This is a genomic window from Flavobacterium succinicans (assembly GCF_001662485.1).
GTDB lineage: Bacteria > Bacteroidota > Bacteroidia > Flavobacteriales > Flavobacteriaceae > Flavobacterium > Flavobacterium succinicans_A.
Genome location: NZ_JMTM01000017.1, coordinates 307471 through 331732 on the forward strand (window position 1 = coordinate 307471; position 24262 = coordinate 331732).

20 protein-coding genes are annotated in these 24262 nt (G+C 35.9%); 16 read left to right on the plus strand and 4 right to left on the minus strand.

Annotated features, from left to right (window positions below):
• Positions 1-69 precede the first annotated feature (69 nt).
• Genes FLB_RS03585 through FLB_RS03605 form a run of 5 tightly spaced genes read left to right on the plus strand, consistent with a single transcriptional unit; the run spans position 70 to position 4583 of the window.
• Complete coding sequence (locus FLB_RS03585) at positions 70-684, plus strand: trimeric intracellular cation channel family protein (RefSeq protein WP_064714584.1); 615 nt, start codon at positions 70-72, stop codon at positions 682-684.
• A gap of 2 nt (positions 685-686) precedes the next feature.
• Positions 687-1637 carry a hypothetical protein gene (locus tag FLB_RS03590; RefSeq protein WP_064714585.1) on the plus strand — a complete coding sequence of 317 codons (951 nt, stop codon included), beginning with the start codon at positions 687-689 and terminating at the stop codon, positions 1635-1637.
• Positions 1634-2743, plus strand: a complete 1110-nt coding sequence (locus tag FLB_RS03595; RefSeq protein ID WP_064714586.1) for a DegT/DnrJ/EryC1/StrS family aminotransferase — start codon at positions 1634-1636, stop codon at positions 2741-2743. The genes FLB_RS03590 and FLB_RS03595 overlap by 4 nt, the downstream gene beginning before the upstream one ends.
• A 35-nt stretch (positions 2744-2778) precedes the next feature.
• Positions 2779-3315 (plus strand): acyltransferase, encoded by a 537-nt coding sequence (locus FLB_RS03600; protein WP_197488928.1) that lies wholly within the window; start codon positions 2779-2781, stop codon positions 3313-3315.
• Positions 3312-4583, plus strand: coding sequence for an O-antigen translocase (locus FLB_RS03605; protein ID WP_157490524.1), 1272 nt, complete (start codon positions 3312-3314; stop codon positions 4581-4583). The genes FLB_RS03600 and FLB_RS03605 overlap by 4 nt, the downstream gene beginning before the upstream one ends.
• On the opposite strand, the gene FLB_RS03610 is transcribed toward FLB_RS03605, so the two are convergent.
• The gene (locus FLB_RS03610; RefSeq protein ID WP_064714589.1) at positions 4580-5719 is read right to left on the minus strand and encodes a glycosyltransferase; all 1140 of its coding nucleotides are present in this window, start codon (positions 5717-5719) and stop codon (positions 4580-4582) included. The two genes, FLB_RS03605 and FLB_RS03610, sit on opposite strands and share 4 nt — an antisense overlap.
• A 44-nt stretch (positions 5720-5763) precedes the next feature.
• On the opposite strand from FLB_RS03610, the gene FLB_RS03615 reads away from it, so the two are divergent.
• From FLB_RS03615 to FLB_RS03625, 3 genes are read left to right on the plus strand one after another with little or no spacing between them, the layout of a single operon-like run.
• A complete protein-coding gene (locus tag FLB_RS03615; RefSeq protein WP_064714590.1) occupies positions 5764-6588 on the plus strand; it encodes a glycosyltransferase family 2 protein in 825 nt (274 codons plus the stop codon).
• Positions 6585-6992 carry a sugar 3,4-ketoisomerase gene (locus FLB_RS03620; RefSeq protein WP_064714591.1) on the plus strand — a complete coding sequence of 136 codons (408 nt, stop codon included), beginning with the start codon at positions 6585-6587 and terminating at the stop codon, positions 6990-6992. The genes FLB_RS03615 and FLB_RS03620 overlap by 4 nt, the downstream gene beginning before the upstream one ends.
• Entirely contained in the window at positions 6989-8083 is a 1095-nt protein-coding gene (locus FLB_RS03625) for a glycosyltransferase family 4 protein (protein WP_064714592.1), read from the plus strand. Before FLB_RS03620 ends, FLB_RS03625 begins: the two co-directional genes overlap by 4 nt.
• On the opposite strand, the gene FLB_RS03630 is transcribed toward FLB_RS03625, so the two are convergent.
• Together FLB_RS03630 and FLB_RS03635 are read right to left on the minus strand one after the other, a co-directional pair.
• A complete protein-coding gene (locus tag FLB_RS03630; protein ID WP_064714593.1) occupies positions 8063-8956 on the minus strand; it encodes a glycosyltransferase family 2 protein in 894 nt (297 codons plus the stop codon). The two genes, FLB_RS03625 and FLB_RS03630, sit on opposite strands and share 21 nt — an antisense overlap.
• Positions 8956-9639, minus strand: a complete 684-nt coding sequence (locus tag FLB_RS03635; protein ID WP_064714594.1) for a cell division ATP-binding protein FtsE — start codon at positions 9637-9639, stop codon at positions 8956-8958. The genes FLB_RS03630 and FLB_RS03635 overlap by 1 nt, the downstream gene beginning before the upstream one ends.
• Before the next feature lie 344 nt (positions 9640-9983).
• Between FLB_RS03635 and FLB_RS03640 the strand changes: the two genes are divergently transcribed.
• The 4 genes from FLB_RS03640 (at position 9984) to FLB_RS03655 (ending at position 16237) form a co-directional block, all read left to right on the plus strand.
• Positions 9984-12998: a tetratricopeptide repeat protein gene (locus tag FLB_RS03640; RefSeq protein WP_064714595.1), complete on the plus strand. Its 3015-nt coding sequence runs from the start codon at positions 9984-9986 to the stop codon at positions 12996-12998.
• 67 nt (positions 12999-13065) lie between these two features.
• Positions 13066-13929 carry a PhzF family phenazine biosynthesis protein gene (locus FLB_RS03645; RefSeq protein WP_064714596.1) on the plus strand — a complete coding sequence of 288 codons (864 nt, stop codon included), beginning with the start codon at positions 13066-13068 and terminating at the stop codon, positions 13927-13929.
• A gap of 47 nt (positions 13930-13976) precedes the next feature.
• Positions 13977-15731, plus strand: coding sequence for a TonB-dependent receptor (locus FLB_RS03650; protein WP_064714597.1), 1755 nt, complete (start codon positions 13977-13979; stop codon positions 15729-15731).
• Positions 15732-15787: 56 nt separating this feature from the next.
• Positions 15788-16237 (plus strand): hypothetical protein, encoded by a 450-nt coding sequence (locus FLB_RS03655; RefSeq protein ID WP_064714598.1) that lies wholly within the window; start codon positions 15788-15790, stop codon positions 16235-16237.
• Between the two features lie 583 nt (positions 16238-16820).
• On the opposite strand, the gene FLB_RS03660 is transcribed toward FLB_RS03655, so the two are convergent.
• Entirely contained in the window at positions 16821-17081 is a 261-nt protein-coding gene (locus FLB_RS03660; protein ID WP_064714599.1) for a hypothetical protein, read from the minus strand.
• A 263-nt stretch (positions 17082-17344) separates the two neighbouring features.
• On the opposite strand from FLB_RS03660, the gene FLB_RS03665 reads away from it, so the two are divergent.
• From FLB_RS03665 to mdh, 4 genes are all read left to right on the plus strand, one after another.
• Positions 17345-18970 carry an amidohydrolase gene (locus FLB_RS03665; protein ID WP_064714600.1) on the plus strand — a complete coding sequence of 542 codons (1626 nt, stop codon included), beginning with the start codon at positions 17345-17347 and terminating at the stop codon, positions 18968-18970.
• Positions 18971-19395: 425 nt separating this feature from the next.
• Entirely contained in the window at positions 19396-21072 is a 1677-nt protein-coding gene (gene asnB, locus FLB_RS03670; protein ID WP_064714601.1) for an asparagine synthase B, read from the plus strand.
• A 192-nt stretch (positions 21073-21264) separates the two neighbouring features.
• Positions 21265-23208, plus strand: coding sequence for a DNA topoisomerase (ATP-hydrolyzing) subunit B (gyrB, locus tag FLB_RS03675; protein WP_064714602.1), 1944 nt, complete (start codon positions 21265-21267; stop codon positions 23206-23208).
• Between the two features lie 54 nt (positions 23209-23262).
• Complete coding sequence (gene mdh, locus FLB_RS03680) at positions 23263-24198, plus strand: malate dehydrogenase (protein ID WP_064714603.1); 936 nt, start codon at positions 23263-23265, stop codon at positions 24196-24198.
• The last annotated feature ends 64 nt before the right edge of the window (positions 24199-24262 follow it).

Sequence of the window (24262 nt, forward strand, 5' to 3'; positions counted from 1 at the left end):
TTACAAAGTATAATTCTTTACTTTTGATACAATTTTTACAATTTAATTTAGCAACTTAAAAGTTACTGTATGACATTTTTTGAGGCATTAGACTTAGTCGGAACATTGGCATTTGCCATATCTGGAGCACTTACAGCACTTCACAAAAGAATGGATCCTTTTGGGGTTTTAATTATCGCCTTTGTTACTGCCGTTGGTGGGGGTACGCTTCGAGACGTCTTGATTGGTAGAACACCTGTGGGTTGGATGCAAGATTTGAATTATTTATATATCATAAGTTTGGGCTTTGTTTTAGTGTTGATTTTCAGAGGAAATTTGCATCGGTTTAAATTATCCATGTTATTGTCGGATAGCATTGGTTTGGGAGTTTTTACTTTAATTGGAATTCAAAAAGGACTCGATTTTGGGATGCATCCGTTTATTTGTGTGGCACTGGGTACTATGACCGCCTGTTTTGGTGGTGTTATCAGAGATGTTTTGTGTGCAGAAATCCCCGTCATTTTTAGAAAAGAAATTTATGCAACGATATGTATTTTTGGAGGTATTGTTTTTTTTATGTTAGAACAAGGAAACTTCCCTGATCAATTGATTCAGTTAGTTACATCGTTGGTGATTATTATTGTTCGATTGTTGGTGGTCAAATTTAATTGGTCGTTGCCAACTTTAGATTTAAATGTGAAGTAAAATTGAAGAATTATAATATAAGGCCTTATCAAAAAAGCGATTATGATCTTTGGAACACTTTTATAAGTGGTACTAAAAATGCTACTTTTTTGTTTCACAGGGATTTTATGGAGTATCATAAAGAACGGTTTGAAGATTTTTCACTGTTAGTATTTGATAAAGTTAAATTGGTCGCAGTTTTGCCTGCGAATCGAGTAGACAACACGGTGTATTCACATCAAGGATTAACTTACGGCGGATTGGTTTATTCTTCCAAATTAAAAATAGAAAAGATAGAAACGATACTGGATTTGTTGTTTGATTTTTTCAAAAGCAAGCGGATAGTAGATTTTTATTTGCACCCAATTCCTTCATTTTATTTAGGTCAAGGAAACGCCGCGATTGACTTTTTTTTGATGAAAAAAGGAGCGCAACTGTACCGAAAAGAAATGAATATGGTAGCACATTTGCATCAAGAAATCCCAATTTCTAAAAGTAAATTAAAACACTTTAGACGAACGGAATTATTAGGATTGCGAGTGGTAGAAGAAACTAATTTTCAGTCTTTTTGGGAAAAAATTCTAGAGCCAAGATTGGCAGAAAAATACGATACAAAACCCGTTCATAGCTTAGCAGAAATTCAGTTGCTTCACGAAAGATTTCCTCAAAATATCAAACAATTTTCTGCGTATTTAGAGGATAAAATTGTAGCAGGAATCACCATTTTTGAATTTGAAAACGGAGTGAAATCGCAATACGGTGCCACTTCCAAAAAAGGGGAAAAATACCGTGCCTTGGATTTTTTATTTATTTCTTTACTAGATATTTTTCAAAAAAGAGGCAAACATTTTTTTGATATGGGAATTGTAAATGACGCTAACAAAAAAGGATTTCATAGCGGCTTATTACAACAAAAAGAAGAATTGGGTTGCACCGTATGGAGTCAGGATTTTTACAAAATCAAGTTAGTATGATACGATTTCTAGATTTAAAAAAAATAAACGAACGGTATGAAACGGCATTTCAGGACAAATTGAAATCGGTTTTAAAAAGTGGTTGGTATATTTTAGGTAAAGAAGTCGAAACCTTCGAAACTAATTTTGCTAGCTATTGTAAAGCCCAACATTGTGTGGGCGTGGGCAATGGTTTGGATGCTTTGACTTTGATTTTTAAAGCCTATATTCAATTAGGAAAATTGCAAAAAGGGAATGAGGTAATTGTGCCAGCCAATACTTATATAGCCACTATTTTGGCTATTCTAGCGGCTGATTTGGTTCCTGTTTTGGTAGAACCCAAATTAGAAACTTACAACATTAACCCTGATTTGATACCAGAAAAGATAACGCCAAAGACAAAAGCTATTTTGGCGGTTCATTTATACGGACAGTTAGCAGAAATTGAGCGTATTCACACAATTGCTGAACAAAATGATTTATTAGTTATCGAAGATGCAGCTCAGGCTCACGGAATAGAAAGAAATTCTAATTTTGAAATTCCAAATTCCAAAACCAAACTATGGGCTCGTGCTTACAGTTTTTATCCGAGTAAAAATTTAGGAGCTTTGGGTGATGGAGGAGCAGTTGTTACTAATGATGCTCCATTGGCGAAAGTGATACAATCCCTTCGCAATTATGGTTCCGAAACAAAATATCAGAATGAGTTTGTTGGTGTTAATTCTAGATTGGACGAAATTCAAGCTGCTTTTTTGAACTTGAAATTATCCAACTTAGATACAGATAATGAAAAGCGAAGACGTATTGTTAAACGCTATTTGACCGAAATCAAAAACGATAAAATCATCTTGCCATTCTGGGATTTTTCAAAAAATCACGTTTTTCATTTGTTTGTGATTCGAACCTCAAAAAGAGCAGAATTACAAGCCTTTCTACAACAACACGGCATTGAAACAGCGATTCATTATCCCATTCCTCCGCATAAGCAAAAGGCTTTAGAAAATATGAATGCGCTCTCGTTTCCTATCACAGAGAAAATTCATGAGGAAATTTTGAGTTTGCCACTAAATCCAGCTCTTGAGGACGAAGAAGTTAGTGCTATTATTAAAGCCTTAAATGAATACTAATGAGCGTTTTTTCTAAAATAAAAGTGTTTTGTTTTGTGAGGCTACGTATCCTAAAATACAAATTGTTATCGGATTGTAAAATAGTTTCAGGAAACCCTACAAAACATCATCCTTTATTGCTAAAAGGCGAAGGAAAGATTTCATTTGGTGAAAATGTACAAATTGGCGTAATTTCCTCTCCTAATTTTTATTCTCATTACACCTACTTAGAAGCCAGATACAGAGAATCAGAGATTGTAATCGGCTCAAATGTTGCCATAAACAATGGATTCTCGGTTGTGACTTATGCTAAAGTTACTATTGGTAATGATGTACTAATTGGTGTCAATTGTTCTATTATGGATAATGATGGGCATGAGCTAGCATTTAATAAGAGAAATCAGCCGCCTTCTGGACAAGCTGTTGTCATAGAAAATAATGTTTTTATTGGTTCGAATGTAACTATTCTTAAAGGAGTAACTGTGGGAGAAAATGCAGTAATAGGAAATGGAACTGTAGTGACTCGGGATGTGCCAAAAAATGCAATTGTTGCGGGTAATCCAGCTCGAATAATTAGAATGTTGCCACATTGAAAATCCTAAGAGAAAATACGTTGCTTAGAGTATTAACTCTGAATTCCTTTTTAATGGGAGTCACTTTTGTGTTGGGATTTATCTCGAACAAGGTGGTCGCTGTTTTCTTGGGGCCTTCCGGAATGGCTATACTAGGTAATTTTAGAAACTTGGGTGCAATGTTAAAATCGGTTGCAACGCTTGGGATTAGTACATCACTGGTGAAATTAGTGGCTGAAAACAAAGAAAATAAGACTGCACTTTCGGAATTGTATGCTACTTTTCTTTCTGTTTTTATTATTATTTCTTCTTTATTGGCCATTGGGGTTTTCTTTTTTGCAGAGGGTATTGCAGAGCTTTTGTTCGATTCAAGCCAATGGACTACTCCAATTCGCGTAGTAGGTTTGTCTTTGCCTTTGGTATTGCTTACTACATTTTGGTTAGCCATTTATAATGGTTTGGAACAATTCAAAACTATTGTTTTAGTACAATTGGTTTCTTCTGTTTTAGTTTTTATAGTAACAATAAGTTTAATTTATTTTCATTCCATTGATGGTGCGGTTTGGGCGATTGCTTTAAGTGAACTACTGATGGTGCTTGCTACTTTTGTTTTTGTCGTAAAAGACAAACGCTTTTTTCAATTTCATTTTCGGTTTTTAATTAAAAAAGAATATCTGACGGCCATTCAAAAGTTTTCGGCAATGGCATTGCTTACAGCTATTATTGCACCACTTACCTTACTTTTGATACGGAATGCAATCACAACAAATTACTCTTTAGTCGAAGCTGGATATTGGGAAGCTACCACCAAACTGTCTGGTTTTTATATGCTTTTTTTTACTTCGGGATTGTCATTGTATTATATGCCTAAACTAGCCTCACTATCAACGGATGATGCTTTTAAGAAAGAAGTAAAAGTGTATTTTTCGTCTTTTGTTCCTTTATTTTTGGTAATGCTTTTGGTTTTGTTTTTTGCCAAAGAATGGATTTTGAAGTGGGTATTCACAACTGATTTTTTGAAATTAAAATCGGTTTTGATTTGGCAGTTTATCGGTGATTTTTTTAAAATACTAACCTTAGCCTTTGGATATCAAATTTTAGTCAAAGCACGATTCAAAGTTTATTTTTTTCTTGAAATAACTTTTAATCTAAGCTATTTACTACTATCACTGTATTGGATAAAAACTCGGGGATATGAAGGAGTGATTCAAGCGTATTGCTGCGCTAGTGTCTTAGGTTTTGTATTGATTTTGATAGTGTTTAGAAAACTCTTTTTACCGAAGAGTTAAAGTTTCCAAGCCGCAAGATATTGTTCTGCGATTTTTGTATAATGATGTTCTTTTTCTATGAATGCTCTTGCTCGTTCACCAATTTCCTTTAGTTTACTTGGGTTTTCAATCAGATAGGATAATTGTTGAACTAAGTAATCTTTGTCTGGTAAGGCGTGAATAGCTACATTTTCATTCAAACCATAATAATTTGTGAATGCCTCGCTAGCACCCGTAAAAACTACTTTTCCTTTTGCCATAGCTTCTAAAGCGTTATACCCTTGGTCCATAGCATAAATCTGGTCCAATACGATATGTGCTTTATTGTACAGGCTAATGTAGGTTTCATAGGGTTGGTTTTCGCAAACAGAGATAGTAACTTTATTACCGTATTTTTTCTCAATTTCGGCCAATGCTTTTTCAAAATAAGGAATCCCTTTTTTAATATAACTACCTCGATTAATACCTAAGAAAATCACAACGGGTTCAAGATTGCTTATGGCTTCAAAAGGAATCTTTTCACAATTGACTGGATTAGGAATCATGGGAGCATTGAATCCCATTCGTTCCATAGGGATTTTATAATCCATATCAGAAGTCGTCATCGATTGACAATTTTGTGCTAACCATTCGAAGGTTTTTCTGTAAGATGGTTTCGTGTATTTTAAAGGGTAATAAAAATGATTTTTGAGTGTAGCATCTTCAAAAAAAGGAGTCAAAATAGAATACGATAATTCTTTTTTTAGCAAATAATCAATGACTGGCGTTTCGTCACCGCAAATGAGTAAACTTCGACTTTTTACATTTTGAAATAACTTGCGATATAGCCATCTCGAAACCCAAGGAAAAGTTGCTAATGCATCTGAGTTAATGAGTTGTACATGGTCAAATTTATCAAGTTTTGGAAGTAAAAGGTAAAAACGAATCGCGTGTTCTATCTGTTCAATTTCAATTCGAGTTAAACTGTAAATTAGGTTTCTTGTTTTCTTAAAAAACCAATTGCTATTGATGATTTGTGCTCGAAATGAATAATCAGAAGGGAAGTTTTTGAAAGCATCACCCGAGGCTGCAAGTACGACTTCATGACCCAATGCCACCAAGCCTTCTTTTAAAGAATTGTGCAACCTGCTGTATTCGCCAATCAAAAGTATTTTCATTTACAAACCCTATTTTTCTATATTTGTGTAAATGTAAGAACAAATTGAATATTCGTTATACAAAAGAGGCTATTGAAATTATAATTGCAACGATGAATAGGGATTCGTTGGATTTTTTGATTCCGATGTTTCCTTTTGCTCATTTTGCTGATTTTTCAATTTTAATCGTCAATCAATCCCATGAAAATGCTATTTTGACTTCTGATTTTCCTACTGTCAAAGTCATTAATTCTTTTGGAATAGGGTTGTCTAAAAGTAGAAATCTGGGATTGAAAAATTCCCAAGGAGAAATTTTAATTTTGGCAGATGACGATGAAGTATTTGAACCTGATTTTATAGAAACAATCAGCAATGCCTACGAACATTTTCCTGATGCTGCAGTAATTAGTTTTCAGATTGAAAACGAAAATAGGAAGTTGTTTAAAAAATATCCAAAGAAGAGTCAAAAGTTTTTAAAACCATTGACTTTGTTCTCTGTGATGTCCATTGAAATAACGATAAATAAAGCCATTTTGGACGCATCAGGAATCGAATTTGATGCTCATTTTGGATTGGGAGCTACCTTTGAAATGGGTGAAGAAGCCATTTTTTTGATGGATTTGTATCGTCAGCAACAGCAAATTTCATTTGTTCCCAAAGTAATTGCTAGCCATAAAACCCAAACCACAACTGATAAAGTAGATTTTTTACAACGATATTACATTCAAGGCGCTTTTTTGAAACGTGTGGGGATGAACAATTGGATTTTTCGCGTTTTACAAAAAGTGTTTTATGATGTAAAACAGAAAAAAATTAGGCTAAAAGAAACACCCAAAGCCATTCAATTTGCGTTTAATGGGCGCAAAAAATATTTAGAACTTACCCAATGAAAACTACTCTTAAAGACCTAAAAACGATTGCAATCCCAGTGGTAGAAGACACCCGTGGGAATTTAGGATTTATTCAAAATGATATCCTAACCTTCGATTTTAAGCGAGTGTATTACTTGTTTGATGTTCCTAGTAGTGCTTTTAGGGGTGGACACGCTCATATTGAACAACAAGAAGTCTTGATTGCTCTAAGCGGAAGCTTTGAGGTAGTTTTGGATGACGGTTTTGAGAAAAAAACAATTTTGCTCAATAAACCTTCGCAGGGATTACTAATTCCGACAGGGATTTGGAGAGAATTACAGAATTTTTCTTCGGGTGCGGTATGCTTGGTTTTGGCTTCGGATGTTTTTGAAGAATCGGATTATATTCGAGACTATTCACAATTTTTGGAAACTAAAAAATGAGATTATTGTATTTAGTTCCTTCTGTCAATCAAGCGGGTGGGGTAGCAAAAGTGCTGGCTACCAAAACCGACTATTTCATTCAAAATTTTGAGTACGAAGTGCATATCATGACCCAGAATAAAGGGTATGAGCATCCTTTTTTTGAATTTAATGCGCAAATTGTTTGGCATGATATTGAACGGAAAGGTTATTTTTTGAGTGCGATTTATGCCTACAAAAAGCAACTCCAAAAGATTATATCACAAGTGCAACCCGATAGTATTATTGTTGCTGATAATGGATTGAAAGGCTACTTGGTTCCTTTTTTAATTGGTAAGAACTCACCTGTGATTTTTGAATGTCATGGTTCAAAGTATGTAAATGAAAGACCTTTTACATTTCCTTTTTTGTCTAGATTATGGTTTCGAATAGGGGTTTCTATTAAAAAATTGGGCGCTAAAACTTTTGATGCTTTTGTGGTGTTGAATAAAGAAAGTGCCCAAGAATGGAATACTAAAAATAGAATTATTATTGCTAATCCATTGTCTTTTAAATCAGAAGAACCAGCTCCGTTAGATGTTAAAAAAGTACTAGCTGTTAGCCGTAATTCTTACGAAAAAGGACTCGATAGATTATTGGAGATTTGGTCTTTAGTATTTCAAAAGCATCCTGATTGGAAACTGGATATTTATGGAACGCTTTCTCCTGAAGAAAATCTGATTCCAATGGCAAATGCTTTAGGAATTGGCTCTTCCGTTCGTTTTTATCCTCCTGTTTTGGAAGTTGCTACGCTATATGCAAACGCTTCGGTGTTGGTGATGACTTCTCGTTCAGAAGGATTGGGTTTGGTGCTGCTTGAGGCTATGGCTTCGGGTTTGCCTTGTGTGGCGTACGATTGCCCAGTTGGTCCAAGGTCAATTATAACGGATGGTGTAAATGGTTTTTTGGTTGAGGATGGCAATGCAACCGCTTTTGCTGAAAAATTAGCCTTGCTTTTTGAGGATAAAGATTTAAGAAAAGAGCTGGGAGCCAACGCTTGGCAAAGTGTTTCGGAATATGATTTGGATGCGATTATGTTGCAGTGGAAGACCTTATTTGAGCGTTTGCAATAGGCAAAGATAGCCCAACTTGTACCAGTCAAAAAGTAGCAACGAAGGATTGTCAGACAATAGATTTTTTGTAGTAACTGTTTTGGTTTGTTGAAAAAGCCAAGCCGTCAATTGTATCAAATGTAGTTTTTTGACCCATAAAAAAGTTGCGATTATTTTACTTTCATTGGTCTTTATTCTATTGGTTTGAATTAGCAGAACTAAGTTTTGCAATGCGATTTCTGTTTTTGTCAAAAACTGAGTCGAGGTTTCTAAATTAAGATGAAAAGTAGGATTGTCAATATGGAAAACAGTAATGTTCTGCTGCCCCAAATTCGATAGAAAAGACAAGTCTTCATACCCATAATCACTTACCGATTCAAGAAATGGATGGCTCAGTGCGATTTCTTTTCGTATAACTAAATTAGAAGTAAGTGCGCGGCTGTTAGGTTTTTTATTCCTGAATTCACGAGATAAAGCTTCTCTTTTTTGACCATATACCCAGCGTAACAATTGTGAGTTGTGAGGCTTTTTGGGATGATATATAATGCCTCCAAAGGCCAAAGGAGCTATAGGTTTTTGTATGAACGAAAGATAGTTTTTGATAAAAAAAGAATCTCTGGGAAAGGTATCGCAATCCAAAAGCAGTAACCAATCGAATTGGGCTTTTTGAATCAGTAAATTTCGATTTTTGCCTCTGCCTAAATTGACTGTATTTTGCAAAAATGTACAATACGATAATTGTTCAACAGTACGATTTTCTTCGATAAATAAGGAAGAACAATCGTCTTGGCAAAGGATTTCGAATGGTATTCCGGCGGCAATACATTGTTTGTGTACTTCCAAAACCAATGGAAATACCGCGTAATTGTATACCGGAATAAGAACAGAAAGCATTATACCGTGCGCTGAACTACCTCAAAAATTTTGGTGTCCTCACACTTTAAGGTTTTTGAAGGATACTTCATTAACAAAGCATAATCGTGAGTGGCCATAATGATGGTTTTGCCAAGTGCATTGATGGTTTTTAATACTTCAAGTACTTCGGCACTGGTTTGTGGGTCTAAGTTTCCAGTAGGTTCATCGGCAAGAATGAATTCAGGGTCGTTAAGCAAAGCTCTTGCAATAGCAACTCTTTGTTGTTCACCTCCCGAAAGTTGGTGCGGCATTTTGTTGCCAAAATCTTGCATGCCTACTTTGGTAAGCACTTCTTCGATTTTGTTATTCATATCGTTCAAATCTGTCCAACCTGTTGCTTTGAGTACAAACAACATATTGTCATTTACGGAACGATCGGGTAATAATTTGAAATCTTGAAAAACAATTCCGATTTTGCGTCTCAAGAATGGGATCTCATCTTCTTTTAGGGTTTCTAGACTGAAATCTACAATATGTCCGCTGCCTTCGGTTAGGGGTAAATCGCCGTATAAGGTTTTGAGTAAGCTACTTTTTCCTGAACCTGTTTTTCCAATTAAATAAATGAATTCACCATGTTGTACCTCTAAATTCACATCGGATAAAATGGTTCTTCCTTCTTGATAAATGGTAACGTTGTGTAAAGCTAATACGGTTTGTGACATGATTGAAGTGATTTATTGCGTAAAAGTAAGAAGATAGTGTTTGGATTCAAAATAAATTCAACGCATTCGAGTAAAAAACCATGCTATCATTAAAAAATGTTTACAAAAACAGACAAATGCCTCTCTTTAGCCCTGATCGAAGCGGCATCCTTTTTTTAAGGTAGTAGGTTGTAAACCTGCTGGCTTAAAAAAAGATATAGCGTAGAGCAGGACGATATAACCTGAAGAGCCTATTCTTTCTGCTCCTAAAAAACAGCATGGTAAGAAGTTGATAATAAAATCAAGGTTCTATTCGTTACTAAGTGTAGAATATGATATATTTGAATGATCAAAAAATAAGCAAAATGCGTACATTTTACAGGCTTTTTTTCTTGCCTTTTCTACTTACTTTTTCTATTGTTTCTGCTCAAAAATCGACCCTTTATACTCATGATTTAAAGGATTTTAATACGGCACTTTTGTTGTATAACGACCAGCAATATGCTGCTGCAAAAGTGATTTTTGAACAAGTTGCCAAAAAAACAAATCAGGAAGAAATTTTGGCTGATTGTGCGTATTATGTGGCCAATTGTGCGATTCGTACGCAACAATCGAATGCGGACCAGTTGGTAGAACATTTCGTGGCGACTTATCCTACGAGCACTAAGCGCAATCAAGCGTATCTTGAAGTGGCTCATTTTTATTTTGAAAAAAATAATTTCCCGAAAGCGTTGTTTTGGTTTGATAAAGTGGAGGAAAGCCAATTGACACAAAAAGAGCTAGATAAATTTAATTTTGAAAAAGGCTACAGTTATTACAATGCAAGAAAGAAAAAAGAGGCCATCAAATATTTGAATACTGTTGTGAATACTCCAGAATACGGTGCTCAGGCCAAGTATTATTTGGGTTTTATGGCGTATGAAGGCGATGATTACAAAGCGGCTACGAAGTATTTTGATGAGGTTTCGGGTGAAGAAAAATACAAAGAGAAATTGTCGTATTTTCAGGCGGATATGAATTTTAAGCTGGGTAATTTTCAAAAAGCGATTGATTTGGGTTTGAAAGCGATGGGGCAGTCCAATGAAATGGAGGTGTCGGAATTGAATAAAATTATTGGGGAAAGTTATTTTAACCTCAAAAACTACGAAAAAGCCATTCCGTATTTGTCCGAATACAAAGGAAAAAAAGGCAAATGGAGCAATACCGATTTTTATCAATTAGGCTATGCATATTATCAACAAAAGCAATATGAAAATGCTATAGCTCAGTTTAATAAAATCATTGGCGGAAACGATTTTGTGGCTCAAAATGCTTATTATCATTTAGGAGAATCGTATTTGGATTTGGGACAAAAAACACAGGCATTGCATGCGTTTAAGAATGCTTCTGAAATGGATTTTAATGCAGAGCTTCAAGAAGATGCTAGGTTGAATTACGCCAAATTGAGTTATGAAATTGGAAATTCTTATGAAAGTGTTCCGTCTATTTTGATGGCTTTTTTAGAAAAATATCCCCGAAATGCGAATGTTAGTGAGGTAGAAAAATTGTTGATTGATTCCTATATTTCTTCTAAAAATTACAAAGAAGCCCTTGTTTTATTGGAAAGAAATAAAACGGCAGAAAATAAAGTAGTCTATCAAAAAGTGTTGTTCTACAGCGGTATCGAAGCGGTTACGGCTGGCGATTATACCACAGCAAACAAGCTTTTTAATAGAGCTATAAACGAATCGAAGGATCCTACAATAACCGCTCGCGCTACGTTCTGGAAAGCTGAATCGGATTTTGTTTTAGAGGATTATTCGTCAGCTTTGGTGAGTTTTAAACAATTTGCTAGTTTGCCTAGTGCCACCACGACATCTGAATTCAAAAACAGTAACTACAATTTAGGCTATGCGAGTTTCAAATTGAAAGAATATGAGCAAGCAGCGACTTATTTTCAGAAGCAAATAGACGACAACAAAGAAGATAAAAAGCGTTTAGCAGATGCTTATTTGCGTTTAGCCGACTGTAGATTTGTGGGTTCAAAATATTGGCCAGCGATTGATAATTATGTGAAAGCGATCGAATTGAAAAGCGTTGATGCCGATTATGCCTATTTTCAAAAAGCAATTTGTTATGGATTTTTAGCCAAAAACGATAAGAAAATTGCTGAATTGACGGCGTTTTTAGATCGTTTCGCTACTTCGATTTATCGTGATGATGTTTTGTTTGAGTTAGGAAATACGTATGTTGCCGATAAGAAAGACGAATTGGCGATCAAAACCTACAATCAATTGATTACCGAATTCCCAGAAGGAACGTTGACATCCAAAGCCTTGCTGCGTCAAGGATTGGTGTATTATAATGATGATAAAAATGATTTGGCTTTGTCCAAATTCAAAAAAATCGCCGCTGATTTTCCTAAAACCCCAGAGGCCTTAGAGGCTGTATCTTCGGCGCGTTTGATTTATGTGGATAGCGGGAAAGTGAACGAATATGCAACTTGGGTACGAACGTTGTCTTTTGTTTCGGTTACGGATGTTGAATTAGATAATGACAGTTATGAAGCGGCCGAAAAACAATGGCAACAAGGCAATACTAAACAAGCCATCGCAGGTTGGAATGCCTATCTGACTTCTTTTCCAAATGGGATTCATGCTTTAAAAACCAATTTTCAATTAGCGCAAGCGTATTACAATGACGGAGCAACGGGCAAATCGTTATCTCATTTTGATTATGTAGTACAACAATCACGCTCTGAGTATACAGAGCAATCGTTGGTTCGTTTGGCACAAATTCATTTGAAAGACAATAGATCGGAGCATGCAATTCCAGCTTTATTGCGTTTAGAAACCGAATCGGATGTGGCTCAAAACAAAATTTTTGCCATGGCCAATCTGATGAAATTGTATTACGAAACAAAGGAGTATAGTAAAGCTGTGGTCTATGCTGAAAAAGTTTTAGCCGAACCCAAAACTGAAGAAATGGTCAAAAGTGATGCCCAAATTATAGTGGCTCGAAGCGCCATTCAAGTGGGTGACGAAGCCAAAGCAAAGTCGAGCTATGCTAAATTATTACCTATTGCCAAAGGCGAATTAGCAGCAGAAGCCCTTTATTATGACGCGTATTTCAAAAATAAAGACGGCAAATTTGAAGCCTCAAATGAAGCGGTTCAAAAACTAGCTAAAAATTATTCCAGTTATCGTTATTTGGGTGCCAAAGGTTTGGTGGTGATGGCAAGTAATTTTTATGGTTTGAAAGACAGTTTTCAAGCGACTTACATTTTAGAAAGTGTCATCAAAAATTTTGCAGAGTATAAAGATGTGGTCGCTACAGCACAATCTGAGCTGAACAAAATTAAAGCTGAAGAGGCTAAAACAAATTCCTCGATTATTAAATAGGTTCGCTGTAAAATGTAAAAAAGATGGTTTTGCATTTTGCTTCTAACAAAAATACCTTTTACAAATTATGACGCTACCATTTTATATAGTTGATGTTTTTACCGATACAAAATATGCCGGAAATCAATTGGCTGTTTTTTTAGACGCTGAAAATTTGAGTTCAGCTCAAATGCAAACGATAGCCCGTGAAATTAATTTTGCCGAAAGTACTTTTATTACCAAACGTGATGCTCAAAATAATTGTGCGGAGGTTAAGATTTTTACACCAGCACATGAAATGCAATTTGCAGGCCATCCGATCATTGGAACCTCTTGGGTTTTGATGCATAAAGTGTTTGAAAATTCTCCTGAAAATATAAAATTAAATGTTCCTATTGGTCCAATTTCGATTCAAAGAACAGAAGAGTTGATTTGGCTAAAAGCAGCACAGCCCAAATTTTGGGATATTTTTTCAAAAGAAGAATTCTCAGGATTTAGCAATCTGAACAAAGAAGATTTTGAAAATCAATTTCCAATTCAAGAAGTTACTACGGGAAGCGCCTTTGTGTTGGTTGGATTAAGTAGTAAAAGAGCGCTGGAGCAATTGATTTTAGATAAAGACAAAACCGATAATTGGTTGAAAAAGAATTGCAAAACAGCCCACAGAGCCTTGTATTTTTATTATTTAGAAGGATCAAAATTGTATAGCCGAATGTTGTGCATCGAAAACAATCAATTGATTGAAGATGCCGCTACAGGAAGCGCCAGTTCTTGTTTGCAAGCTTTTTTGTTGAAATACCATCTGCCTGCATTAGAAATTATTAATTATCAAGGAGATTATATTGGACGTCCTTCTCAGATTTATTTTAAAGGGAAAGTAACCGATGATCAATTTGATATTCAAATTGGTGGAAAAGCACAGTTTGTTGCCAAAGGAGAATGGGAAATATAACAGAGACAATTCAGTAATGAACATACTATTTAACAAGTAGAAAAAAAATGAAAATTAAACACCAAACTATAATTCTTCCTATACTGTTGTTGTTGACACTTCAACTTTCGTTTGCCCAAAAAAAGAACGAAATCATTGGAGCAGAAGAAGTAAATGTGGTCAAATCTTTTTCGCCAACGGTTTCGGATGCTTTCAAGATCAAAGAAACACCGCTTTTGGACGATAAAGGAAATGCTAAAAAGGAAGTAGTAAAATATACGGTTTTGCCTTTTCCTGTGGCTTCAACGTTTACCCCAAGCAAAGGAGTAGCTGCGGCAGTAGAAAAAAGCAAAGCCATTAAGCTATTCGAAAATTATGCTGCATTGGGCATTGGGAATTATGGAACGCTCAACGGTGAACTTTTTGTGAATAAAAAACTGAATGCTTCGGATTATGCAGGAGGACGTTTTCAACATCATTCTTCTCAAGGTGGAATCAAGGAGGTGCTTCTTGATGACCATTTTTATGATACCAAATTAGATTTGTTTTACGGAACCAATCAATCCGATCTTTCGTGGAATATTGAAGCTGGTTTTCAGAGCCAAAGCTATAATTGGTATGGATTGCCAGGAGGTTTTGGGAGTACATTAACTGATGCGGAACGTAGCGATTTAATAAACAGTATCAGTCCAGTACAAAAATACAGTTCGATTACTTTAGGTGGAACGGTTGATTTTGAAGATAGTTTACTAAGCGAAACTACCGTGAAGTTTTATCATTTTTCAGATGCCTTTGGTTCATCTGAAAATCGTTTTTTTGGCAAACCTTCATTCGAAATTGAACTCATGAACAAAGCTGTTAAGTCGAATATGGTTTTGGATTACGTTGGTGGAACTTTCGAAAATAATTATGCTAAAACGAATACAGAAACTATACAATACCGCTTTATTAATTTAGGATTGTCGCCACGTTTTGAGGTTCAAGAAGACAATTGGACTTTGCAAATAGGAGCAAGTTTGTTTTATAGCTTCAATACGCAAGCCAGTAAATACAAATTGTATTTTTACCCTAATTTCAAAGCATCTTACAAAGTGGTGGGCGATTTGATGATCTTTTATTTAGGAGCCGATGGGAGTTTAAAACAAAACACATATATGGATTTTGTTGCAGAAAATCCATTTCTTTCTCCTACTTTATTTGTACAACCAACAGACACCAAGTACAATCTTTTTGCTGGATTAAAGGGGAAATTGGCGAATTCTGTTAGTTATAATGTTAGCGCTTCTTATTTGAACGAAGGTAACAAAGCCTTATTTAAAGCCAATAATTATACGGAGCTTAGTTCTAATGAGCCTTACGCTTTTGGAAACTCTTTGGGAATAGTCTATGACGATGTAAAAACGATCAGTCTTTATGGCGAATTAAAAGCCGATTTTTCTAAGAATGTCACTTTCGGAATCAACGCCACCCTAAATACCTATACCACCGATACTCAGGCTGAAGCATGGAATTTGCCCACGATGAAAATTAATTCAACCTTAGACGTTGTTATTACTGAAAAATGGTTTGCGGGCGCGAAAGTGTTTTTTGTAGGAGAGCGAAAAGAAAATCAATTCAATACCGATTTGGTTACTAATGCTGCTAGTATTACTTTGCCTTCTTACTTTGACGCTAATTTACACGTGGGGTACAAATACAACGAACGCATTACTGCATTTTTAAGAGCCAACAATATTGCCAACCAAGCCTATCAAAAATGGCTCAATCTTCCCGTTCAAGGATTTCAAATCGTAGCGGGAGCAAGTTATAAATTTGATTTTTAAATTTTTTAAAAAACTCTGACAGGGTTCAAAACCCTGTCAGAGTTGTAGTTTTACCAATGACATTCAAACAAAAAATACATACTTACTATCTACAGTTAGTTCAAGACCGAATCGATGCCTTTCGCGATATGATTACTGCATTGACCGAAGACTCTAAAAATGATGCCAAAGGATCCGCGGGAGACAAGCACGAAACCGCACTTTCAATGATGCATATCGAGCAAGAAAAATTCAATCACAAACTAAAAGAAGTCTTAGGACAAAAAGCCGTATTGGACAAAATCGACCCTACCATCGTCGCCGAAACCATAGTCGTAGGTAGTTTGGTTGTAGCCAACGGCATTTACCTGTACCTCAGTTTGGCCTTGCCTAAAATCACAATCGAAGGCACCAACATCATCGCGCTTTCTCCACAATCGCCTTTGGGCAGTAAATTAATGGGCAACAAAGTAGCTTTTGAGTTCGAAATCAACACCACCAAGTACACCATTCAAGAAATTTTGTAATTTAAAAGTTGGAGTAGGAGCAGGAAGCAATAGGCTTCTTTAGTTACATTGTCCCGTGATCCGCTATATCTTTGCTGCCGAACCCCGGCAGCAAAGGATGTCGCTCCTCCCGGGGCTAGCAGGGATTATTTTGATTTTTTGGGAAGAATTGGAAAAGTTGTTGAAGCTCGAGTTCGGTTATTTTTTTGCAAATGTTGAATAGGAATGGGCTTTAGCCCGTTCTTTAAGATGAGTTAGGATTTTTTTTCAAATTTTGAATATGAATGGGCTTTAGCCCGTTCATTAAAATGAGTTTGGTATAGGCTTTAGCCAAAAATGGGCTTTAATTTCGGCTAAAGCTTCTAAATCTTTATAGTTTTATCAATATAGGCCAAGGATTGTTTTAATGTTTTAGCTTTTAAAAGCCAATCATTCTATAAATACTAATGGTAAAAGTAGCGTGACTTTTTCGGTTTACGAATAGGCAACACTATTTGGAATGATGTGAAGTTTGAGACTGCTCTATTATGCTTTAGAGGTTTTATCCATATTCGAACCATCGGCAATAAAAAAAAATAATGGCTTATTAGTATTCTTGTAGATATTATTTGCTAAAAAACTTTCTACCTTCAGGTGACATGACAAAGATGGTAATTAAAACAATTAGTCCAAAGAAGATAACTCCTACTACATGATTTCCAACTCCATTTTTAAAAGTTTCATCTTTTGTTTCTTTAAAATAAAAAGATAATGACTTGTGAGGTTTTCCAGTTAATAATAAATAGCACTTATTTAAAATAAATCTAATAAATCCTCCAACAAGTTCAAGTATTCCTCTACTAAAAATTATTTCAAAAAAATCCATTTTAAATTTAATTTAATTGTTTTTCGCTCTACGAAGTCTCCTGTTTTCGTTTTTATTTTTTAATACGTAAACATACTAAAAAACTCACTACTTTTTCTGTATATATCTTTAAGATTTTAGGCTATTTATAGTATTGGAAGATTAAATAATTGTTCTATAAAGCCTGCTTATAGTCAACAACTTCATTTTTTGCCAAGCAGACTAAAAGCATTTTAAACTTTACTTTTCCTTATCTTAGCAAGACCAAACTCAATTTCAAAAATATGAAATCAATTGCTCTGTTTTTTGCATTCCTATTCTTGTTTTCTTGTGCGTCTAGCACAAAGACAGAAGTGGATACGCTCGTAACCAACGCGACCATTTATACCGTGAATGCTGCTTTCGAAAAAGCTTCTGCGATGGCGATTAAGGATGGAAAAATTCTAGCTATCGGTAATACGGACTCGCTCCTGAAAAAATATACTTCCAAAACTATTTTAGATTACAAAGGAAAATTTATCTATCCTGGATTGATAGATGCACATTGTCATTTTTATGGCTATGGACTAACGTTACAGGAAGTAGATTTGCGCGGCACCAAAAGCTTCGAAGAAATAATTACGCGCCTAAAAGCGTTTCAAAAAGCAAAAAATCCAGCATTTATTGTCGGCAATGGCTGGGATCAAAACGATTGGGCTGTGAAGAAATTTCCATCCAAAGCAGCACTCGATGCCGCTTTTCCAAACATTCCTGTGGTGCTCAACCGCATTGACGGGCACGCCATTGTGGTCAATTCCAAAGTGCTGCAAATGGCTGGAATTACCGCCAAAACTAAAGCGGATGGCGGACAAATTGAACTTCAAAATGGAGCACCAACCGGAATTCTGATTGATAATCCTATGGAATTGGTTTTTAAAATCATTCCAAAACCTAGCCGAAAAACACAAATCGCCGCGCTTTTGGATGCCGAAAAAGTAATGTTTGATTATGGCTTGACTACTGTGAACGACGCAGGATTAGATCCAGATATTATCCATTTGATCGACAGTTTGCAACAAGCGGGTAAAATGAAAATCAACGTCTATGCGATGATTACGGCCAATCAAAAAAATATGGATTTGTATTTCAAAAAAGGAATCTACAAAACCAATCAACTGAATGTGCGTTCATTCAAAATGTATGGCGATGGCGCTTTGGGGTCCAGAGGAGCTTGTATGCACAAACCGTATTCGGATAGTCCTAAGCAATTTGGAGCTTTGTTGTCTCCAGTGCCTCAATTGAAAGCAGTAGCGCAACAAATTGCCAATTCGCCTTTTCAGCTCAATACACACGCTATTGGAGATTCGGCCAATACCGTTTTGCTTAAAATCTACAAAGAAGTATTGACAGGCAAAAAAGACCGCCGCTGGAAAATTGAGCACGCACAAGTAATTCAGGAATCCGATTTTGATTATTTCAAACTCGGAATCATTCCTTCCGTTCAACCCACACACGCCACTTCCGATATGTATTGGGCAGGTGATCGCTTAGGGAAAGAGCGTTTGAAAAATGCTTATGCCTATAAAAAACTACTCCAAAAATCTGGCACAATAGCTCTAGGAACCGATTTTCCTGTGGAGGAAGTCAATCCTATGCTTACGTTTCACGCTGCGGTGGCACGTCAAGATGTAAAAGGATTTCCAAAAAATGGTTTCCAAATAGAAAATGCTTTGTCTCGCGAAGAAACCTTAAAAGGAATGACGCTTTGGGCAGCCTACTCTAATTTCGAAGAAAAAGAAAAAGGAAGTTTGGAAGTCGGTAAATGGGCGGATTTTGTGGTATTTGATGCCGATTTGATGCAAGTCGTATCTAGTCAGATGGTTAAGTTGAAGCCTTCAAGTACATTTATTAAAGGGGCAAAACAAAAATAATCGTCATAATAGCAATAACTTATTTTTAATAGTCCATTTTGTCAGTTCGAGGTTTAATTTTTTATTCTAAAAAAAAGCAATATAAAAAGATATTTGCATTGTCAGGTTGAGCGCAGTCGAAACCCTTCTTAAACAAAAACGTCAATGGTAGCTCACTCGAGAACCCTTGTAATATCTCGACTGCGTTCGATATGACAAAAATAGGATTGACTATAATGAAATAGTGTTTGGAATTAGATAGCGCTCTCGATTTACAGATTTTAAGTGTTTCTTCTAATTGAATCGGTTTTGTGTTTCATATTTTTATTAAAAATCGATTTTTAGTTATAAATTATAACTAAAAATCGATTTTGTGTTTTCTGTTTATATCTGTTGTAGCATCTTTGCTTCATCAAATTAAATAATCAGAATAAAAAAATATAGCTATGTGCGGAATTGTATGTGCCTTTGACTTAAAACAGAAATCAGAAACCCTAAGACCTCAAGTCTTAGAAATGTCTAAAATTATCCGCCACCGTGGACCAGATTGGAGTGGAATCTTTAGTAATGAAAAAGCGATTTTGTCTCACGAACGTTTGGCCATTGTAGATCCAGCTTCAGGGAAACAACCCTTGTTAAGCGAAGATGGCAATTTGATTTTGGCTGCCAATGGCGAAATTTATAACCACCGCGATTTACGCAAACAATTTGAAGGTAAATATCAGTTTAAAACCGAAAGTGACTGCGAAGTAATTTTGGCTTTATACAAAGAAAAAGGAGTTGATTTTATTGACGAAATGAATGGAATCTTCGGATTTGCTATTTATGATGTTGAAAAAGATGAATATTTCGTGGCTCGTGATCATATGGGAATTATTCCTTTATATATAGGATGGGATCAACACGGTACTTTTTATGTAGCTTCTGAATTGAAAGCATTAGAAGGCTATTGTACCAAAATTGAGTTGTTTCCTCCAGGACATTATTTGTCAAGTAGAGATGGTGAGTTTGTACAATGGTACAAAAGAGATTGGACGGACTATGAAGCTGTAAAAGACAATGAAACCAGTATTCCTGCAATCAAAGAAGCTTTAGAAGCTGCGGTTCACAGACAATTAATGAGTGATGTGCCTTATGGAGTGTTGCTTTCAGGAGGTTTGGATTCGTCAATTACTTCGGCTGTAGCTAAAAAATACGCTCAAAAACGTATTGAGTCAGACGATCAAGTAGATGCTTGGTACCCACAATTGCACTCGTTTTCTGTAGGATTAGAAGGTTCGCCAGATTTGGCCGCTGCTCAAAAAGTAGCAGAACATATCGGAACGATTCACCACGAAATTAAATTTACCATTCAAGAAGGATTAGATGCCGTTCGTGATGTGATTTACAACCTAGAAACCTATGATGTTACTACTGTAAGAGCATCAACTCCTATGTGGTTAATGGCGAGAGTTATTAAATCAATGGGAATCAAAATGGTATTGTCTGGTGAAGGTGCCGATGAGTTATTTGGAGGTTATTTGTATTTCCATAAAGCGCCGAATGCAAGAGAATTTCACGAAGAGAATGTTCGTAAATTAGGTAAACTGCATATGTACGATTGTTTGAGAGCGAACAAAAGCTTAGCCGCTTGGGGAATTGAAGGACGTGTGCCATTTTTGGACAAAGAATTTATGGATGTAGCTATGCGTATCAATCCTCAAGATAAAATGATCAACAAAGAGCATCCAATGGAGAAATGGGTGGTTCGTAAAGCCTTTGAGGATATGTTGCCTGAAAGTGTAGCTTGGAGACAAAAAGAACAATTTAGTGATGGAGTGGGTTACAGTTGGATCGATACTTTGAAAGCAGTTGTAGCTGTTGAAGTAACCGATGAACAATTGGCGAATGCCAAATACAAATTCCCGTTGCAAACACCAACATCAAAAGAGGAGTATTACTACCGTTCTATTTTTGCAGAACATTTTCCAAGCGATGCAGCGGCTTTGTGTGTTCCTCAAGAAGCTAGTGTGGCTTGTAGTACCAAAATCGCTTTAGAATGGGACGAAGCATTTAAAAATTTAAACGATCCATCAGGTAGAGCCGTGGCCAATGTACACGATGATGCCTATGTAAAAGCATAATTTATTATTTGAATTAGATTATTAGTTGTACTGTTGAAAACACGCTCTTTTTAGGGCGTGTTTTTTTTGTTGGGATATAAACCATAAATGTTGATAACTTAAGCGCTTAAAAAGGCTTTTTTGACCTAAATTCCTTTCGGCTTTTGTATATTTGCGTGTTATACAAAAAATACATTTTTAGAATAAATATATATGAGCGAGGAAATCAATAAGAACAATTATTCAGCAGACAGTATTCAGGCATTAGAAGGAATGGAGCACGTAAGAATGCGTCCATCAATGTATATTGGAGATGTAGGTGTCCGTGGTTTGCATCACTTAGTGTATGAGGTAGTAGATAACTCTATCGATGAGGCAATGGGAGGTCATTGTGATACCATTAGTGTTGCTATCAATGAAGATGGTTCTATTACAGTTGAAGATAACGGTCGTGGAATTCCAGTTGGGATTCATAAAAAAGAAGGCGTTTCAGCACTTGAGGTAGTAATGACCAAGATTGGTGCTGGAGGGAAATTTGATAAAGATTCTTATAAAGTATCTGGTGGTCTTCACGGTGTTGGGGTGTCTTGTGTGAATGCATTATCTTCTCACTTGAGAGCAACTGTTCATAGTAGTGATGGCAAAGTGTATGAACAAGAATACGAAAGAGGAAAAGCTTTATATCCGGTAAAACAAATTGGGGAAACGACCAAAAGAGGTACTATAGTAACTTTTTATCCTGATCCAACCATTTTTACGCAAACTACGGAGTATTCGTACGATACACTTTCTGCGCGTATGCGTGAATTGTCTTTTTTGAATAAAGGAATTTCAATCACATTTACAGATAAAAGAGAAGTTGATAAAGATGGAAATTTCTTAAGAGAAGTATTTCATTCTACTGAAGGTTTAAAAGAATACATTCGTTATTTGGATGGAAACCGTGAGCCAATTATCGGACACGTGATTTCTATGGATCACGAAAAAGGAGAAATTCCTGTTGAAGTAGCTTTGATCTACAACACAAGTTATTCTGAAAACATATTTTCGTATGTAAATAATATCAATACACACGAAGGAGGAACGCATTTGCAAGGTTTTAGAAGTGGTTTAACAAGAACCCTTAAAAAGTATGCCGATGCTTCTGGAATGCTTGATAAATTAAAGTTTGAAATTACTGGAGATGATTTCCGTGAAGGATTAACCGCTATTATTTCTGTAAAAGTAGCTGAGCCTCAGTTTGAAGGACAAACTAAGACGAAGCTAGGAAATAGAGAAGTAGTTTCTCCTGTAAGTCAAGCAGTAGGTGAAATGTTAGAGAATTATTTGGAAGAGAATCCAAATGATGCTAGAATCATTATCCAAAAAGTAATATTAGCGGCTCAAGCGCGTCACGCAGCTAAGAAAGCTCGTGAAATGGTACAACGTAAAACCGTTATGGGCGGTGGAGGTTTGCCAGGTAAACTATCCGATTGTTCAGAGCAAGATCCTGCTAGATGTGAAGTGTATCTTGTCGAGGGAGATTCGGCAGGTGGAACTGCAAAACAAGGACGTGATCGTGCTTTTCAAGCTATTTTGCCTTTGAGAGGTAAAATTTTGAACGTGGAAAAAGCCATGCACCACAAGGTTTTCGAAAATGAAGAGATTCGAAATATTTTCACAGCACTTGGTGTTACTGTTGGAACAGAAGAAGATAGTAAAGCGTTGAATATCTCTAAACTACGTTATCATAAAGTAATTATCATGTGTGATGCCGATGTCGATGGTAGTCACATTGCTACTTTGATTTTGACCTTCTTCTTCCGATTTATGAAAGAGTTGATCGAAGAGGGACATGTATATATCGCTGCACCACCTTTGTATTTAGTAAAAAAAGGAAATAAGAAAGAATATGCTTGGACTGATGTTCAAAGAGATCAAGCTAACGAAAGAATGGGAGGTAGTGCTTCAATTCAACGTTATAAAGGTCTTGGAGAAATGAATGCGGAACAGTTGTGGGAAACTACTATGGATCCGAATTTCAGGACTTTACGACAAGTGAATATTGATAGTTTGGTTGAGGCAGATCGCGTTTTTTCTATGTTGATGGGAGATGAGGTGCCACCTCGTAGAGAATTTATTGAAAAAAATGCTGTTTATGCCAATATAGATGCGTAAATTAGGGGATTGATTATAAGAATCAATTTTACATATAAACAAAATTAGAAAAAAATGAAAGTTACCATTGTAGGAGCAGGAAATGTTGGAGCAACCTGCGCAGATGTAATTGCTTATAGAGGAATTGCAAGTGAAGTAGTTTTATTAGATATTAGAGAAGGTTTTGCCGAAGGAAAGGCAATGGATATTTCTCAATGTGCTACTAATACTGGTTTTAATACCAAAGTTTCAGGAAGTACTAATGATTACGCCAAAACAGCTAACAGTGATGTTGTAGTGATTACTTCAGGCATTCCAAGAAAACCTGGAATGACAAGAGAAGAGTTAATCGGTATCAACGCTGGAATTGTGAAATCTGTAGCTGAAAATGTTTTAGCTCATTCGCCTAATTGTATTGTTGTAGTGGTTTCAAATCCAATGGATACGATGACCTATTTAGCATTAAAAGCAACAGGTTTGCCAAAAAATAGAATCATAGGAATGGGAGGTGCTTTAGATAGTTCACGTTTTAGATATTATTTGTCAAAAGCGTTAGATGTGCCTTCAAATGATATCTCAGCAATGGTTATCGGAGGTCATGGAGATACAACTATGATTCCATTAACCCGTTTGGCATCTTATAACGGTATTCCTGTTTCTCAATTTGCTTCTCAAGAAGTATTGGATAAAGTGGCTGCAGATACTATGGTGGGTGGAGCTACTTTAACAGGATTATTAGGTACATCAGCTTGGTATGCGCCAGGAGCTTCTGTAGCTTACTTAGTGGATAGTATTTTGAATGATCAAAAGAAAATGATTGCTTGCTCTGTTTTCTTAGAAGGAGAATACGGTCAAAACGATATTTGCATCGGTGTGCCATGTATTATTGGTAAAAATGGGGTAGAGGAAATTATCGATATCAACTTGAATGAATCAGAAAAGGCAGCATTTGCTAAAAGTGCAGAAGCAGTTAGAGGAATGAATGCTGATTTGAAATCGGTGTTAGCATAACGTTTTATGTAATATGAAAAAAAACTGCGCTTTTGCAGTTTTTTTTTTGAGATTAATTAATAAA